Raw genomic sequence first — 16,792 nt, 5'->3', positions numbered from 1 at the left:
CTCAGGTATTCCACTTCTGTGTTACATCGATTTAAAAGGCAACAACCATTTCTACATCAATGTGCCTTGAATTGAAAAACCTGAGAGACTCTGAACTGACCAGATATTTAATGGGATTGGTATAAGTGAGCCATAATCGTATAATAATCTTAATCAACTCGCGGCCTGTTGATACGGAATAAGTCATAAATTCAATTTCTTACACCTATATTATATCCTCAATACGATCAATTATCGTGAATATTGACATAGTTAACCCACTGCCCTTGCTAGTTGCATAGAGAAGGTACTTTTTCTAAATCAAACTAAGCCGATTTTAGCGTTTGTAAAATACTGCAATCTTTTATTTGATGGTTTTTACAGCAGGAGGCCAGTGCTGCTAATGATTGTTCTAGTAAAGCGAGTTCTCGTTGGGTTTGTTGAATGCGAGCGAGTTGATCGGCAATGATATTGTCGACTAATGCGCACGACGATTTTGGGTCTTGTTGTGTATCAACTAAGCGCTTTATGTCATCAAGTCCGATGTTTAATTCTCTGCACCGTCTTATAAACACTAATGTTTCGATATCTTTTTCTAGGTAATGACGATAGCCATTACTGGTACGCATTGGTGGAGAGAGTAGACCAATTTGCTCATAATATCGGATGGTTTTAACCGATACCTGAGCAGTTGATGCCAATTCACTTATTTTCATATTGACCTTCCAGTGGCTGTAACCTTTAAGCTTAAGCATATCATTTTTCGATAATGTGTTGTTAAAAGGAAGTTGTATGTTGAGTTATTTTGCTGCGTCATTAATGTTGTCGCTAGGTGTTATTGGGGGGAGTGAAGCCAGTGCTGTGGACGACTCGATAAATACGTCTGGGCAGAGTACAAGTTACAGTGAGAGCTACAGTGAAAACCATGAACATTCTGAGCATGATGACTCGAAAGCGGATGTGGATGAGCACGAACACGAAGAAGAAATGGAAACTATTGTCATACAAGCCACTCGTTCTGGGCGGATTGCTGATGAGCAACCTATTCGCGTTGAGGTGATAAATCGCGAAGAAATTGAAGAAAAAGCGGCGATGAGACCGGGTAACATTTCTATGCTGGTGGCCGAAACTGGCGGAGTAAGATTACAAACAACGTCACCTGCGTTAGGCAGTGCCAATATTCGCCTCCAAGGTTTATATGGTCGTTATACCCAATTGCTGGCCGATGGTTTGCCGCTTTATGGAAACCAAGCTGCGTCGATTGGTTTGTTGCAAGTACCGCCGACCGATTTAAGTCGCGTTGAAATTATTAAAGGCTCTGCGTCATCACTTTATGGTGGTTCTGCACTTGGTGGGGTGATTAACCTTGTGTCTCGAACACCTGGTGATGAACTCAGCGGTGAAGTGTTGTTAAATTCAACTACCCGCAATGGTCAGGATGTGACCGCTTATTTTGAGTCGCCACTGAGTGAGAATGTAAAAGGGTCGATGACGGCAGGCGCTCATTATCAGGACGAACAAGATATTGATGGTGACGGTTGGATCGATCTGGCAGATTATGAGCGATACACGGTGCGTCCTCGATTATTTTGGGAAGGGCAAGAAGGGCAAACACTGTATGTGACTAGCGGGTTTATGACCGAGCAGCGTACTGGCGGTACTTTAGGTGATAATACGGTGGCAGATGGCACGTCGTTTGAGCAATCACAAGATTCAGATAGGCTTGATGGCGGCCTGGTGTTTACTATGCCGCTATTAGAGTCACTGACCTTTAACACTCGCGCATCGGCGATGGTGCAAGATCATGTACATGTGTATGGTGCTGATATAGAAGAAGACCAACACGAAAGTTATTTACTTGAAAATAGCATCGCGGGTTATACCGATAACAGTGATTGGGTTGTTGGTTTAGCGTATCAGTCTGAAATTTTTGCCTCTGATACGTTTCCAGAGTTTGATTATTCATATGACGTGCCTGGAGCGTTTGCTCAGCTTGATTATGAGCTGACAGACCAAATCACTACCTCTTACAGTGCGCGCATTGATGAGCACAGTGAGTATGGCACTCAATTTAGCCCAAGAGTGTCGGTGCTTTATCGCCCAAGTGACTTAACCATAAGAGGATCTTATGGGCAAGGGTACTTTGCCCCTACACCGTTTGTTGAAGAGATTGAGGCTGCAGGGTTATCAAGGTTAGCACCAATTGATAGCTTACAAGAAGAGCGCGCTAAAACGGCATCGCTTGATTTTACCTATACTTTTGATGATGCGGAAACGAGTTTGACGCTGTTTGGTTCTAATGTAGAAAACGTCACAAGTTTAGAGGCATTTTCTTTGAATAACGATGGCTCCTTAGACGCTGTTAGGTTAGTAAATGCATCTAGTGAAAGTCAGATCCGTGGTTCTGAAGTGTTACTGCGTTATTATTTGGGCGATGTAAAACTGACTGCAAGTTACTTGTATTTAGACGCAACTGAAGCTTCGCCTGACGGGCAAGGTAGAAGGGCGATTGCGCTCACACCACGTCATTCTGGTGGTTTTGTGGCCATGTGGGAGCAACATGGTAACTTTAGAGCTGGTTTTGAAGCCTATTATACTGGCACTCAACGTGTTAATGATAACCCTTATATTAATGAAACCAATCCTTATTGGCACCTTGGTTTAATGGGCGAAATTACGGTGGGTAGAGTCAGTTGGTTTATTAATTTAGAAAACTTACTCGATGTAAAACAAACGGATGAACACCCCATGTTACTGCCTAATAGAGCACCTAGTGGTCAGTGGACTACCGATATTTGGTCACGCAACGATGGGTTTATTGCTAATGCGGGTGTAAGAGTTAAATTTGGCCATTAACATATTCGCTTATGAGTTGGTTTAAGCTGTTACAAGTTGCAGATAAGTCGTCAGCGTAAAGTTGACGGCTTAGTCTTTGGTCCAAGTCATATTTTTTATTAGCAATTGTGCCTTACTCCTTTTTTTCTTACCTCTATTATGGGTTGTTCGATAGTCTGCTTACGTGATGGATGAGCAACCGTTGTCAAGCGTGTTTTAAGTACTTAACCAAGGTAGTAGTGCATTAATAGTATGAGTGATTGTGCTTGCCGAATCGGCTTGATAGCCGTAAATACGAATACCAAAAATCACGGTCATTAATTGTGCGGCATAAGCTTTAGCTTGTTGTTCTGTGTGGCTTTTACGTAAGTAATCAACATAAATTAGCTCAATATTGGCCAGTTGTGCTGAGGCAAACTGATACAGTTTATTGCCTTGTGATGCCAATTCCAGTTGCGTTTTAATTAAAAAACAACCGCAATAGTCGCAGGCTTTAGATTGCTCAACCAATTCTTGTAAAATTTGTTTAATCGCCACATTAACACTTGGTGCATTGGCCATTTTTTGGTGAACGGCGTTGATAGAAAATTCGGCGTAGCGTGCTAATGCGGCTTGGAAAAGCCCTTCTTTGCTTTCAAATTCATGGTAAATGCTTCCCGGTTTTAACCCCGTGGCTTTGGTGATTTGTTGAATACTTGATGCGGCATAGCCTTGTTGCCAAAATAACGTGATGACCTTGTCTAATACATCTTCTCGTTGATAGTGTTTCTTTGCCATAACATCGCACCTTTAGCGTACTTAATCTGTGGGTTAGCCCAATTGAATGTGTGTCATTAAGTAAGGCTTAATAGAGCATAATAACATTATTTGAATGACTGTTCAAAACGACTTGTTGTTAATGTGAAGTGCTCGCTTTCAATGCCATCAGTATGATGTGTTGGTTGAAGACATTGATACGGCGATTGATAGATACTTTACCTCTACTAATTTTAACCATTGTACCTATTTAAATTGTTCGACAATAAGATATCGATATCAAGATGATGCGTTAGTGGTTTTGATTTACTACATACAAAGACAAGTTGTCAGATATGCGAGGTAACTTATATCAGGCGTTGCCGTTCGTCACCTGCAAAATATGATTAACGTTCACTGTGTTAACGACCACTATTAACTGGGCTTTGGTTTACATTTGGAGGTTATTCATTTTGATAGATTAACTGACAACAGTTGCTTGTGATCTAAGCCGCTTACATGAATTAATCAACACAAATGAGTGATAGGTTGTAGCAGATTTTTAATATATTAGTATTAGATTTTTAGCCATATATGACATTTAAACATTAATTGTAATATACACAGCCAGAAGTGAGAGCGTTACTCATATTAAGGATATCGCAAGTGGTATTGAGAGTGATAATGAGCATTAGAAAAGTGAAACCAATTAAATGACAATGAGCGTTAGATACTTAGCTTTGCGGCTTTACAGTTCGTGATTAATTAATAATTAAATTAAGGGTTAAAAAACTTTATTTTTCAATGTCTAGCTTGTAAAAATTGACTTTGTCGTCCACAGTTAATGTCTGTAACTATTAACTTATTAAAAACATGACCAAACTATCTAACTATAAGAGCGCACTAAAATTGGGTTTGGGAGTATTTGCCTTGGGCTTAGCGGTCAGTGTTGGTGTTGCTCTAAATGTTAAGAATCAAAATAATATTATTGTTATGAAGTCGCTTACCTCGGTAACAGAGCAAGTTGCTAATAATATTATTGATCGTATCGTGTTGTATCAATATGGTTTACGAGGTGCTCGAGGTGTTATATACACAGTTGGTGAATATGATATTTCACGAGAATTTTTTAGAAAATACAGTTCAACCCGTGATTTTAACAGTGAATTCCCTGGTGCTAGAGGTTTTGGTTATATTAGACGAGTCCCTGCGGCGGCTGAAGCAGATTTTGTGGCTAAAACTAAACTCGATGATTGGCCTGATTTTAGTGTGCGTCAGCTGACTCCCCATGATAACGAACGCTATATTATTGATTATATAGAACCTATTGAACGAAACAGTGCTGCTATAGGTTTAGATATTGCTTCAGAAGAGAACCGACGAAATGCAGCGCAGCAAGCTTATTTAACTGGTGAGGTGCGGTTAACCGGCCCGATTACTTTAGTGCAGGCTACTGGTAACCCGCTACAGGCATTTTTAATTTTAATGCCGATTTACCAAACAGGGGTTACACCTGTTACACCAGAGGAAAGAGAGCAACAAGCTTTTGGTTGGAGTTATGCTCCATTAGTCGCAAATGAGGTTTTTGCAGATATATCTTTATCAAGAATATCAACTAAGTTATCGCTAGTAGATATTACTGATGATAAAAACACCGTGGCGTTTTATGAAACGCATGTAGATGATACGAGTAGACTTTCTCCATATAACCTGTCATTAGAACGAGAAATTTTTGGCCGTAAGTGGCGAGTTTCATTAACCGCTTATCCTAATTTTGTCAGTGATTTGCATTTAAGTAATCCTAGTATTGTCTTTATGAATGGCTTTATTGTGAGCTTATTGCTTGCTGGATTAATTGGTTTGTATTCGTTTAATTTACGCCGTAAACGAATACGCTTAGCAGATACCGCAAGACGAGCTAATATTCTCGAACACTCTCTTGATGCCATTATTAGTTATGATTGTGATGGTATTATTACTGGATGGAATCAGGGGGCGGAAAAATTATTTAATTATAAAGAACAAGACGTCATCGGTTTAAAAAGCATTGACTTTATTATTCCTGAAGAGGAACGAGAACGTGAAATATTGCATTTTACTCAAGTATTAAAAGGGAAACCAATATTAAACTATACTTGTCAGCATAAATGTAAAGATAATGAATTACTTTCTACCTCAATGACCTCTATGGCTATTTACGATGACGCCGGTGTGATCACCGGAGTGAGCCAGACTATTCGTGATATTACCGCGCAACAAAAAGCTGAAAAACAAATTTTAAGTCTCAATGCTCATCTTGAGCAGAAAGTCACTGAGCGTACCCATGCTTTGCAGCAAGCTTTATTAGAAAACAAAACCTTGCTTGATAATATTAACCAGCAATTACTTTATTCTGAAACAGATAAAGATGGGGTTATCCTTGCTGTTAATGATTATTTTTGTTTGACATCAGGCTTTAGCCGCGAGCAAATGATCGGTAAAAAACATTCCGTTTTAAAATCTAATGAACATGATGATGCGTTTTGGGCCAATATGTGGCAAACCATTACTGCTGGCCAAACGTGGCACGATGAGATTTGTAATCGAGATAGGCAAGGCAATGCAAAATGGTTTGATACCGTTATTGCCCCAGTGATGGACAATGATGGCCATCTTGAGCGTTGTTTTGCGCTGCGGATTGATATTACTGAACGTAAAAATACCCAATTCGAAAAAAACAAACTCGCCTCTTTACTGACTAATGTACTCAACGCCGCATCAGAAATTGCCATTATCTCCACGGGTAATGACGGCATCATTAATATATTTAACCGTGGTGCTGAGTTGTTGCTTGGTTATAAGGCGGAAGAAGTTGTGGGAATAGAAAGCCCTGCAATATTGCATATTCCAGCTGAAATACATCAACGCAGTCAAGAATTGACTGAAGAGTTTGGCGAAGATATTAAAGGTTTTGATGTTTTTGTGCATAAAGCAAGAACGCAAGGACCTGAAACGCGTACTTGGACGTATATTCGAAAAGATTCTTCTCAGTGTCAGGTGTCGCTGTCTGTTTCGGCCATGCGCGATCAAAGTGGTGAGGTTGTAGGGTATCTTGGTGTTGCCGTGAACATTGATCAAATGCTCAAGCAACAAGAAGAACTCGTGTCTGCTAGCAATCAATTGAGTAAAGCCGCTGAAGTGGCTGAGTTGGGCATATGGGATTTCGATTTAGTGACCGATGGCCTTCATTGGAACGAGCGTATGTTTGCGATGTACGATTATCCATTAGCGCTTGAAGATGAAGGGTTAAGTTACCAGCATTGGAAGCAACGGGTTCACCCTGACGATATAGAGATGGCCGAACTTGCCTTGCAACAAGCCATTACATTGCATGCCACTTATGAACCTACATTTAGGATTATTATTCATTCTGGTCAAATTCGTTATATTCAGGCAGGAGCCCAAATAAGTTACGACAAAGCGGGTAATGCCGTACGCGTGGTTGGGATAAACCGTGATATTACAGAGCAGCGTGAACTTGAACAAACCTTGCGGTTAGCCAAACAAGCGGCGGATGCTGCTAGTGCTGCAAAATCTGCATTTTTAGCTAATATGAGTCATGAAATACGTACCCCAATGAATGCCGTATTAGGGATGTTACAGCTTATTCAACATTCTGACATGAGCCGTCAACAAGCTGATTATGTTACAAAGGCCGAGATTGCTGCAAAGTCATTATTAGGTTTATTAAATGATATTTTGGACTACTCGAAAATTGATGCGGGAAAGCTAGAGCTTGATTTACACCCATTTCAACTCGAAACCTTGATGCGTGAATTAGCGGTGATGTTGGCGGCCAGTGCACAAAGCAAACATTTAGAAGTCATTTTTGATTTAGATCCTGCTATTCCGTACCTCATTGAGGGTGATGAACTGCGTTTGCGCCAAGTGTTACTTAATCTTGCTGGTAATGCGATGAAGTTCACGTCAGAAGGTCATGTTATTGTGAGTGTTTCTTGTAATAAATTTGATAAAAATCAAGTGGGTATGACTATTTCGGTTGCTGATTCTGGCATTGGTATTAGCCAAGAGCAAGGTAACAAAATTTTCCAAGGTTTTGTTCAAGCGGAGTCATCAACTTCAAGGCGATTTGGTGGAACAGGGTTAGGTTTAGCGATTACTAAACGTCTCGTTGAGTTAATGGGCGGAGAGCTGGCGCTTACAAGCCATGTTGGTGAAGGAAGTCGCTTTTGGTTTGATTTGACGTTTAATATTGTCGAAGCCAATAACAACGCTGTGAATATTGATTTGCAAGGCTGTAACGTGTTGATTGTTGATGACAGTAAAATGAGCCGTAAAATATTATCGAAAACCTTAATGGCTCATGGTGCTTATGTTAATGAAGCACATAATAGCAAACAGGCAATCAATCTTATTGATCAAAGTTTACATGCCACCAATCACTACGATGTCATTATTATGGATTGGCGCATGCCTGATATGAATGGTCTAGAAACAGCCAACCATATTCAGGCCATGTTTTCAGCCGGTAAAGCGCCAGCGATTATTATGTTGACTGCATATGGTGCAGAGGTGATGGAACAAACTAAGCAATATCGTCAACAACCTTTTGTGAGTATGTTAACCAAACCTGTGACGGCGAATCTTATGCTTGAGGCGGTTTATCAAGCCATTAATGGTGTAGAGCAACTTGCACCACGTAAAAAAGTGACTCATTTTGCCTTAAAGGGTGTCAAAGTGCTGGTGGTTGAAGACAACCAACTTAATCGCCAAGTGATTGATGAATTATTGCGACTACAAGGTGCCGTTGTGACCTTGGCTAAAGATGGTATTGAAGGTGTTGATTGGGTCACTAAGTCAAATCATCAATTTGATATCGTGATTATGGACATGCAAATGCCGGTAATGGATGGACTTGAAGCAACACGTCTTATCCGTGCAGATGGCCGATTTAATGACTTGTCGATTTTAGCTATGACGGCTAATGCATCAGTGGCAGATAAAGCGTTGTGTCTTGAAGCGGGCATGAATGACCATATTGGTAAGCCAATAGACATGACAAGCCTATTGCCTTGTATGCTTGATTTGTTAGGACATGACCAAGCGTATCAGCAACCACTCAACCCAGCAGAAGATAACCTTCCGATTGTATTACCCGATGCGTTTAACGATGATGAAGCCGACGATGATATTATAGAGAATCCAGATTCTATTTTGCGTCGTTTTGGTGGCGAACGTGCATTTTTTATTGATGTGAAACATCACTTTTCTGTGGAGATGTTAGAGCAGCTATCTTTGTTAACTCAAGCATTTGAGCAACAAAATAATAAAGAGATTAGTATTATTGCGCACACCATTAAAGGGACCGCGAGTAATATTGGGGCTAAGCGACTTGCCGCTTTTGCTGCTACCCTTGAACAGAGTATAAAAAATGCCGTTGAGGTTGATCCCGTTGCGACGTTAAGCCAAATGCAAGGTCAGATTAATGATAGCTTGCATATGTTAGACACATTGTTTCCAGACGACACTGCAGAATTAACAAATAATCTAGAGAAAAAAGCACTGTTGCCGATACAAAGTGTAGGTTCGGATAAAGTTGACCGATTAATGGCGCTATTACTTGAGCAAAACTTAGATGCTATCGAATACCTTGAGCAGTTACTCAGCAATATAGAGCTTGATAAGCAGTTGTTAAGGTTAAAAGACCAAGTGAGTCAACTGGAATTCTTGGATGCTATCGATACCCTAAAATCGATAATGAAGGAGTGATGCGTGTTCATAGATGAGTATATTTCTGGCGTGGCGCCAGTTAGAGGTAAAATTTTGTTGGTTGATGATCAAGTTGTCAATATCAAGATATTGCATCAACTCTTGCAAGATGATTATGATATTTATATGGCGCGTGATGGTCATCAAGCCATTGATATGTGTAAAAAAGTTAATCCAGATGTCGTGTTGTTAGATATTGAAATGCCAATACTCAATGGTTTTGATGTTTGCGCACATCTAAAGCAAAACCCAGCTACGCAAGATGTTGCAGTTATTTTTGTATCCGGTCATTTTGATGAAGACAAAGAGGTGAAAGGGTTTCAGCTAGGTGCAGTCGATTTTATTCATAAACCTATTAATCCTGTGATCACTAAAGCGCGGATTAAAAATCAAATTATGTTGAAATATCAGACTGATTTGTTACGGTCTATTGCGTTGCTAGATGGATTAACTGGCGTTGCTAATCGTCGTAAATTAGAACAAACGTTGCCGTCGTGCTGGTTACAATGTGCCCGAGAAAAACTACCATTAACTATCATTATGCTCGATATTGATTTTTTTAAGCATTTTAATGACACCTATGGTCACACTGAAGGTGATGCTTGTTTACGTGTTGTGGCACAGAAAATAAAAGACACCGTTAATCGCCCTTATGATTTGGTGGCGCGCTTTGGCGGTGAAGAGTTTATTTGTATTTTACCCAATACCGATTTGCTTGGTGGTACTTATGTGGCTCAACAAATTGTAGACAGTATTGTGTCACTTAAAATAGCTCATTCGGGTTCTGATGTATCAAAATTTGTAACCATTAGTGCTGGAGTAGCGACGATTATTCCTAGTGCAGATGCGTCTTACCAACATTTAATCAAGGTTGCCGATAAACAATTATATTTATCAAAAGCCCGTGGCCGAAACCGAGTGATAGGTTGTGAAATGGAAGCGCTGGCATCTGCCTAAGAGCTTAAATGAACAGCTGCTCGATGCGATAAAAGCTGAGCAGCGAAACAAACTCTCTAGCGAACCCACTAAAATTTTTGTCGATAACTTAATGCATAAGCAATGTCTGCGCTGTTATCCATGTTCAAAAAATTCTCAACCATGGTAAATTCAATCGCGCTGTTATTGAGGTAATAGCGATAACCCAATATGGCTTCATTTGAGGCTTCTGAGAAGTTTTTATCCCAATCTACCATTCCATCATAGCGGTGATATTCTGCTAGCCAACCATGTCGGCCTGTGCGGTATTCATAACCGAGCCCAAGCATTAGGTAATAGGATTCAAAGGCTCTTTGCGATACGGGTTCATTATCGTGTAAAAAACTGACACCGACAGTCGAATTAATATGGTGATTGCCACTGTGATAGCCATAGTTGACTTGTACACTTTGCTGGAAACTTTCATCAGCGAAAGGGCCGGAATCGACATATTTATAATACAGTGTGCCACCTACCGATACACCGTGGTGAGCGCTTTGTAGTAGTTGGTAGCCGACATAAATATTCAATGCATTGTTGAGGGTTTCATTAGTAAAATCATCAATATTGATATTGTGTTTTGTAGAGCGGATCTGACTTTGATGTTTAGCTTGCTGTTTACGGCCGTTTTGATCAAACCCAAACGCATCGTGGAACCACATTGTGAGTGAGTCTAAATGATTATCTGCGCTAAATTGCCATGTGTAGCTAGCATCTAGTAATACATTATCAGAAAGTTGCCATTTTAGTCCGCTGCTAATGGCATTTTGATAATAATCAGCCAATAGTCCTTCAGACTCAGACCAAACACTGGCTGCGTTGGCGGTGATGTACCATTCTTTTTGCCCTTGTGGCAGTGAAAATCCTGACCGTAGTAATGGGCTGAGATTGATTGATTGCATTGGTGATTGTGCATACACCTGCAGTGGGCCGTAGTCATCAAAATTTACCACTTGTGCATATGCTGGCAAGATAGATGTTAGGCTCAGTATTGATACCAGTTTAAGGTGGGTTTTTATAACCATGTATCTATTTAACCTCTACTTGGGATAAGAGATGTAAAGAAAAATATAAAGACCAAACTATTAACATGTCACGTTTATCAACTTGTCATTTGTTTTCTTGTAAAACGAACCCTCTCATTACTCATCTGCTTAATCACTTAGATCAAGTGATTTATACACTCTCAAGTTAACTATTTTCAGCTGATAATATGGAGTGTAATGAGTACAAAACAATAGTATTTGAATACTAAAAAAGCATCTATTATGACGTTCAGTTATAACCTAATCTCATGCCACCATACTATGTAAAATCGTGAATAGATACCTCTGACATTTTATGTAACAGTTTATGGTGTTTTTTATGGCAAACGGTTATTTCATATGAGGTTAATCAGTTTTCTACTGATTAGATTTATACTTTACTCATGCTGAAATGGTTTACACTTGAGCCGCTATTTTTTGATGGAGATTATTCCATTGTTCAGGAAACTTACCATCTAGCATATACACAAAGGCGATGAGTTCTGCTATCAATAAATACAGTTCTTTAGGCACTTCGTCACCTAATTCTAGGAGCTGCAAAAACTCGCTTAAATGTGGATCTTGATGGATATGGATCCCTGCTTCTTTCGCAATTAATATGATTTCTTCGGCCACTAAATCTTTACCAGTAGCAGTGATTTTGGGGGCGCTTTTACCATCAAAACTAAGTGCGACAGCTTGTTGGTTTTTGTTAGCATCGTCTTTCATCATATTCTCTATTAGGCTCGCGTTTTTACTAAGTAATGATCACCAGGTAATAAGGTGGCTGGAATTTGGGCTAGTTGTGTTGTGAGTTTGCCAGGAGTAAACCCTATCTGGGTGATCTTATCTGCTAATGCTGAGTTAAATTGCTCTACTTTCGTCAGCAACATTTGATTATTGCCTTTAAATTGAATATCAAGCACGTCTGCTTGTTTATGAGCACAGATTAATAATGACCCTTGGGCTAAATTAAACTTGAGCTGAAGTTTCCATCCAGTCTTTTTATTGTCATCATTATCTTGTTCTTGCTCAAATTTACCTTCAAATTGCTCATCACGTTGGTTAATTGAGTAGGGCAAAGCAAAGTACCACGTCATGGCTTGATTGGGGTCAGTGCTTGCGTGTTGATATAAGGAAATACTACTCGCCAATTGTGCTAGAGAATCTGCTCCCCCTAGTTTGTCTAATGCCGCTAATAGTCCTGAATTTGCACTGAGCTTACTGAGTGTCCGTTGTTGTAACTGTGTAAGATGTGCTTGAAGTTTATCGCTAATCCCTGTGCCCGCTGATTTTGTTTTTACCCCTAATAATAATTGGAACAGCGTGGTAATCGCACTGCCGGAGAAAAGCGGCGAGGCTTGTGAACCTATTGAACTATTAACCTGTGTTTGTGCAAGGTTAAGCGCAGCTAAACTGTATAATTCGCTGCTGAGTAATGCCGGATCTGTTAATGCGCTTAAGGGTTGGGGACTCATCTGAGGTAAATGCTTAAACAGTTCTGTGGCCAAGTTATGTGGAATTTGTTGGCTGAGTTGCTGCCTTATTGGCATGGCTCCTGCCTTTGACAAGGCTTTGTTTAACACTTCAATGGGAGCTGGCTCTTTATTTATTTGAGCTGAATGACCACTCTTGCTAACACTTTCAGCTGTTTGCGTTGGGTTTTTACTCTTGTTCTCGTTGATGTCAAGCGACGGTGTAGTTTGGCTCGATTGTTTTGTTACCGGTGGTATAGATGTGTTATTGCTCCCCGTTGTGTTGCTTGCGGCAAGTTTTGTATTTTGATTTGAAGATTCTGGTCCCCATTTTACGGTTGTGTTGCCTTGGGGAGCGGTTGAGGTCGAGCCCGTTGCTGTTGAAGCCATGTTTTGTTGAGTGGTACTGACTTTTCCACCATTATCGGATTGTGGTAATGGGGTTGCTTCGAGTTTTTTTAGAAACTGACTGAGGATTTGTGCTGGTTCATTTTTCGTTATCACAATATTTGTTGTTTGAGTCGATTGTGTTTGAGGCATTTTTGCCGACTTTGTTAAATCAACGTTTACCTCAGCGATTACAGGTGTAAGTGCGAGTTGTAATTGTTGGTTTTGTACCACCACTTTTGCCAAATATTGCCCTGAATTTAATGATGTGTTTGCGGGTAAAGGTATGCTGGTACCACTTGCAAATGTCAATTTTCCTTCGGACAATACTGCCGTTGGGAGTGGATAACCTTGTGTCCTAGTGGCTAATGTTGCGAGTTGCTGCGTCGATACACCATTTTGTTTTGCCAAATCTTCTAATGCTGGTGGTAAAGCAAGCTGGATGGGTTGGGCCAACAGGACTAATCGAGTTAAGATTGTTTGGCTAGGTTGTGTGGCGGTTGTGTTTGATGTCGTTGCTTGCGAGCTTGATGTGCTAGCTTGGTTGTTGATAGTCTCAGTTTGTTGCTGGGTGATACTTGATGCTGCACGAGCGACAAGCTTGGCCTGATCGCTAGCAATAACAACTTGAGCAGTCTGTTGTAATAGCTTTTGCAGTTCAGCTGTTTTGTTGAGTTGATATTGTTGGTTGTCAATTGTGATGTCGAGTTGGGCCGGTGTGGGTGATTGCTGAAGCTTGACTGGCAATAATGCTGTCGCAATATCAGATTTTGTCGAAGACGGTACATGGGTTGTTTGTGGTGGAACAGGTGTTTTTTTCGCTTGTTGAGTATCTGGCACAGTTGCTTGACTTGCATCTGCAGGTTTTAATGTCACGGTATTGACCGCTTTAGGAGAAACGGTAGTCGGCACTGCCATAGAAATCCTATCTAACAAACATGTTTATCCATCAAAACCAATCAGTATGAGAGTAAAAAATATCAACTTCATTTACAATTTTTTGATTGATATTGTCAAAAGGCACAGTATCCTTAGCCCTCTTGTTACCTTTGTTGGGCAACTCATTTGGGGTTTATTGCCATTTACAACTACCATTGACAATAATGGCTAATGGTAACAGAGACATATTAGCAAGGTTTAGCGGTTAAATATCGTCTGATGACCAGCTAATACTCACTTGCTAAATTATATCGACTTGAACAAAAATTGCTTTAATAAAAAGACAAAATAGCAGTTTATTGGGTAGTCCCTTTTTTGTCATTTAAAGAGAGTTGTATGAAGTATAAATGGATACTACTTCAGGTGATTGTCGCTATGAGCATGCCTGTATATGCCAAAGCTGAAACACCTCAAGTTAACCCCTCATCAGTTGCAGCGGTTGAAATCAAATATACCGATCCTCGCGATCCATTTGAAGCGCTTAACCGCACTATGTGGGATTTTAATTACCTGTTTTTAGACCGGCATATTATTCGTCCAGTGGCTCATGGTTATAAAAATTATGTCCCTAACCCTGTTAGAACAGGTGTTAACAATTTTGTTTATAACTTAGAAGAACCAAGTGCATTGGTGAATAACACCTTGCAAGGAAAGTGGCGATGGGCCGCAAATGCAGGTGGCCGTTTTACGGTCAATACCACCATAGGTCTGCTTGGGCTGGTGGATGTTGCTGATATGATGGGAATGCATCGTAAACAAGATGATTTCAACGAAGTATTAGGTTATTACGGTGCACCGAATGGTCCTTATTTTATGGCTCCTTTTTATGGCCCAATAGTAACAAGAGAAATCGCCTCAGATTGGGTGGATGGTCTATACTTTCCTTTATCAGAGTTAACGATGTGGCAGTCGGTACTTAAGTGGGGATTAAAAGGTTTAGATGCTCGAACTAAAGCTATTGATCAAGAAAGATTATTAGACAATGCGCTTGATCCTTATGCATTTGTAAAAGATGCTTATTTTCAGCATATGGATTACAAGGTTTTTGATGGTGATTTACCATCAACTCAAGTAGACGATGAGTTACTTGACGAATATTTAGATGAGCTAGAGTAGCCGAGGTTTTTGACAACCTTGGCAGTCTACGTTTGTGAGGTTGTTGTATGGCACTAACTGATGTCGAGATCCTCTTTGTTGAAGATGACCCGATATTTCGCCAAGTCGTTGCTGATTTTTTGCAGCGTCAAGGGGCTCGGGTTCAACAAGCCTGTAATGGGAATGAAGGCGTTTTATATTTTTCACAAGCCATTTTTGATATCGTTATTGCAGACTTAAGCATGCCAGGTCTTGATGGCTTGTCGATGCTTAAGCAAATGCAAATTATTAATCCTGCTGTACCCGCTATTGTTATTTCGGGTAACGATGTTATGGCAGATGTTGTAGAAGCATTACGTATAGGCGCGAGTGACTACTTAACTAAACCTATCGCGGACTTGTTTATTATTGAGCAAGCGATAATACAGGCGATGATGTCTGCGGCTAAACCAATGGATGTGACCGGCTTGTCGCATTTACAAGAAATGAATGAACTGTCTTACCAGGAGCTGACGGATAATTTATTTTTGCTTGAGCAAAGCGCACAAGCTGCTAAGAGTGTTCAGCAACAATTATTTCCAGCGTCTCACATCTCTTATCTCAAAGTGGATATCAATTATAGCCTGTTTAAAAACAATGATGTAAGTGCTTACTTTATCGATTCGACTATGGTGGGTGAAGATCATTTAGTTATGTATATGGCACATTTTTCGCCAGAAGATAACAGTGCGGCTTTTGGCTGTGTTTTATTACGCAGCTTTATTAATCAAAAACTTAAGTTATTTAGAAATGGGTTAAGTAGCACGTTAATAGAACCCGATAATATGTTGGCTTACCTAAATGAGCGTATGGTGAAGTCTGGATTGCATATTAATACTGATATTATTTATATGTGTATTGATTTGACCCAATACCGTGTCGTTATTGGGCAATCAGGGAAAGGATTAAGATGTTATCTGCGTAATGGTAATGACCTGACTCCGCTAGTATTACCTGAATCACCATCACTTGGCTGTGTGTTATGGAAAAAGCCGAGTCTACAGGCTCGAGTTTTATTACGTGATGAGCAGATTTGTATCGGTACGCATTTTTATGAGCATAAACAACAATTGCTTGAAAATCACTTTACGGGTTTGGTTTATCAATCTGACATTAAGGCTGGTGGTTTTATGCAGTTAGCTTACAAGTAATGTTTAACCCTTAAACTTTGCCGTTTGTTGTATAACCAGTTGCAACCATTTCGTTTTGGCTCCTTGTTGGCAAGGTCGTTATACCAATCCTATTAAATATGTGATCTTTCAGCGGGAGTTCAAAGCGCTGTAGGCAAGGCAGATGATTGAAGCGAATAGTGATCCTCGGTAACAAGCTCCTGCGTTACTCTACCTCCAGCATTTGACCGCCATGGATGGTGGGAATGTGTTATTTTTTATGGAAAAAAATAGACCATGCAGTCGTATTTTTAAAGCATCTAACGAAGCATAAAGGACTTTGAAACCCGCCAGAATGGAGTCTCTCAGGTATTCCACTTCTGTGTTACATCGATTTAAAAGGGAACAACCATTTCTACATCAATGTGCC

The 16,792-nt window shown here is 40.2% G+C and carries 10 protein-coding genes; 5 read left to right on the top strand and 5 right to left on the bottom strand.

Annotation, left to right across the window (positions count from 1 at the left end):
- Positions 1-305 precede the first annotated feature (305 nt).
- Positions 306-695, bottom strand: coding sequence for a Cd(II)/Pb(II)-responsive transcriptional regulator (locus tag ACWXWT_RS15840; protein WP_456042544.1), 390 nt, complete (start codon positions 693-695; stop codon positions 306-308).
- Positions 696-771: 76 nt separating this feature from the next.
- Here ACWXWT_RS15840 and ACWXWT_RS15835 point away from each other — a divergent pair, with 76 nt between their 5' ends.
- Positions 772-2,835, top strand: a complete 2,064-nt coding sequence (locus tag ACWXWT_RS15835; RefSeq protein ID WP_456042543.1) for a TonB-dependent receptor plug domain-containing protein — start codon at positions 772-774, stop codon at positions 2,833-2,835.
- Between the two features lie 195 nt (positions 2,836-3,030).
- On the opposite strand, the gene ACWXWT_RS15830 is transcribed toward ACWXWT_RS15835, so the two are convergent.
- Entirely contained in the window at positions 3,031-3,591 is a 561-nt protein-coding gene (locus tag ACWXWT_RS15830; protein ID WP_456042542.1) for a TetR/AcrR family transcriptional regulator, read from the bottom strand.
- Between the two features lie 831 nt (positions 3,592-4,422).
- Here ACWXWT_RS15830 and ACWXWT_RS15825 point away from each other — a divergent pair.
- Both ACWXWT_RS15825 and ACWXWT_RS15820 read left to right on the top strand, forming a co-directional pair.
- A complete protein-coding gene (locus ACWXWT_RS15825; RefSeq protein WP_456042541.1) occupies positions 4,423-9,318 on the top strand; it encodes a PAS domain S-box protein in 4,896 nt (1,631 codons plus the stop codon).
- A gap of 3 nt (positions 9,319-9,321) precedes the next feature.
- The gene (locus tag ACWXWT_RS15820; RefSeq protein ID WP_456042540.1) at positions 9,322-10,275 is read left to right on the top strand and encodes a diguanylate cyclase; all 954 of its coding nucleotides are present in this window, start codon (positions 9,322-9,324) and stop codon (positions 10,273-10,275) included.
- 68 nt (positions 10,276-10,343) lie between these two features.
- Here ACWXWT_RS15820 and ACWXWT_RS15815 read toward each other — a convergent pair whose 3' ends face one another.
- The 3 genes from ACWXWT_RS15815 to ACWXWT_RS15805 form a co-directional block, all read right to left on the bottom strand.
- Positions 10,344-11,318 (bottom strand): DUF3187 family protein, encoded by a 975-nt coding sequence (locus ACWXWT_RS15815; protein ID WP_456042539.1) that lies wholly within the window; start codon positions 11,316-11,318, stop codon positions 10,344-10,346.
- Positions 11,319-11,735: 417 nt separating this feature from the next.
- Entirely contained in the window at positions 11,736-12,047 is a 312-nt protein-coding gene (locus ACWXWT_RS15810; protein WP_456042546.1) for an EscU/YscU/HrcU family type III secretion system export apparatus switch protein, read from the bottom strand.
- 11 nt (positions 12,048-12,058) lie between these two features.
- Entirely contained in the window at positions 12,059-14,098 is a 2,040-nt protein-coding gene (locus ACWXWT_RS15805; RefSeq protein ID WP_456042538.1) for a hypothetical protein, read from the bottom strand.
- A 402-nt stretch (positions 14,099-14,500) separates the two neighbouring features.
- Between ACWXWT_RS15805 and ACWXWT_RS15800 the strand changes: the two genes are divergently transcribed.
- The gene (locus ACWXWT_RS15800) at positions 14,501-15,235 is read left to right on the top strand and encodes an MlaA family lipoprotein (RefSeq protein ID WP_456042545.1); all 735 of its coding nucleotides are present in this window, start codon (positions 14,501-14,503) and stop codon (positions 15,233-15,235) included.
- 47 nt (positions 15,236-15,282) lie between these two features.
- A complete protein-coding gene (locus tag ACWXWT_RS15795; protein WP_456042537.1) occupies positions 15,283-16,404 on the top strand; it encodes a response regulator in 1,122 nt (373 codons plus the stop codon).
- Positions 16,405-16,792 lie beyond the last annotated feature (388 nt).

It is taken from the genome of Shewanella sp. A22 (genome assembly GCF_053850585.1).
The sequence above is the reverse complement of the archived record's forward strand: the minus strand, read 5'-3'. Positions and strand labels throughout refer to the sequence as shown.

Bases quoted from the DNA above. Each gene is read 5' to 3' on its own strand.
- ACWXWT_RS15840 (WP_456042544.1), bottom strand. From the start codon at position 695: ATGAAAATAAGTGAATTGGCATCAACTGCTCAGGTATCGGTTAAAACC.
- ACWXWT_RS15835 (WP_456042543.1), top strand. From the start codon at position 772: ATGTTGAGTTATTTTGCTGCGTCATTAATGTTGTCGCTAGGTGTTATT.
- ACWXWT_RS15830 (WP_456042542.1), bottom strand. From the start codon at position 3,591: ATGGCAAAGAAACACTATCAACGAGAAGATGTATTAGACAAGGTCATC.
- ACWXWT_RS15825 (WP_456042541.1), top strand. From the start codon at position 4,423: ATGACCAAACTATCTAACTATAAGAGCGCACTAAAATTGGGTTTGGGA.
- ACWXWT_RS15815 (WP_456042539.1), bottom strand. From the start codon at position 11,318: ATGGTTATAAAAACCCACCTTAAACTGGTATCAATACTGAGCCTAACA.
- ACWXWT_RS15810 (WP_456042546.1), bottom strand. From the start codon at position 12,047: ATGAAAGACGATGCTAACAAAAACCAACAAGCTGTCGCACTTAGTTTT.
- ACWXWT_RS15805 (WP_456042538.1), bottom strand. From the start codon at position 14,098: ATGGCAGTGCCGACTACCGTTTCTCCTAAAGCGGTCAATACCGTGACA.
- ACWXWT_RS15800 (WP_456042545.1), top strand. From the start codon at position 14,501: ATGCCTGTATATGCCAAAGCTGAAACACCTCAAGTTAACCCCTCATCA.
- ACWXWT_RS15795 (WP_456042537.1), top strand. From the start codon at position 15,283: ATGGCACTAACTGATGTCGAGATCCTCTTTGTTGAAGATGACCCGATA.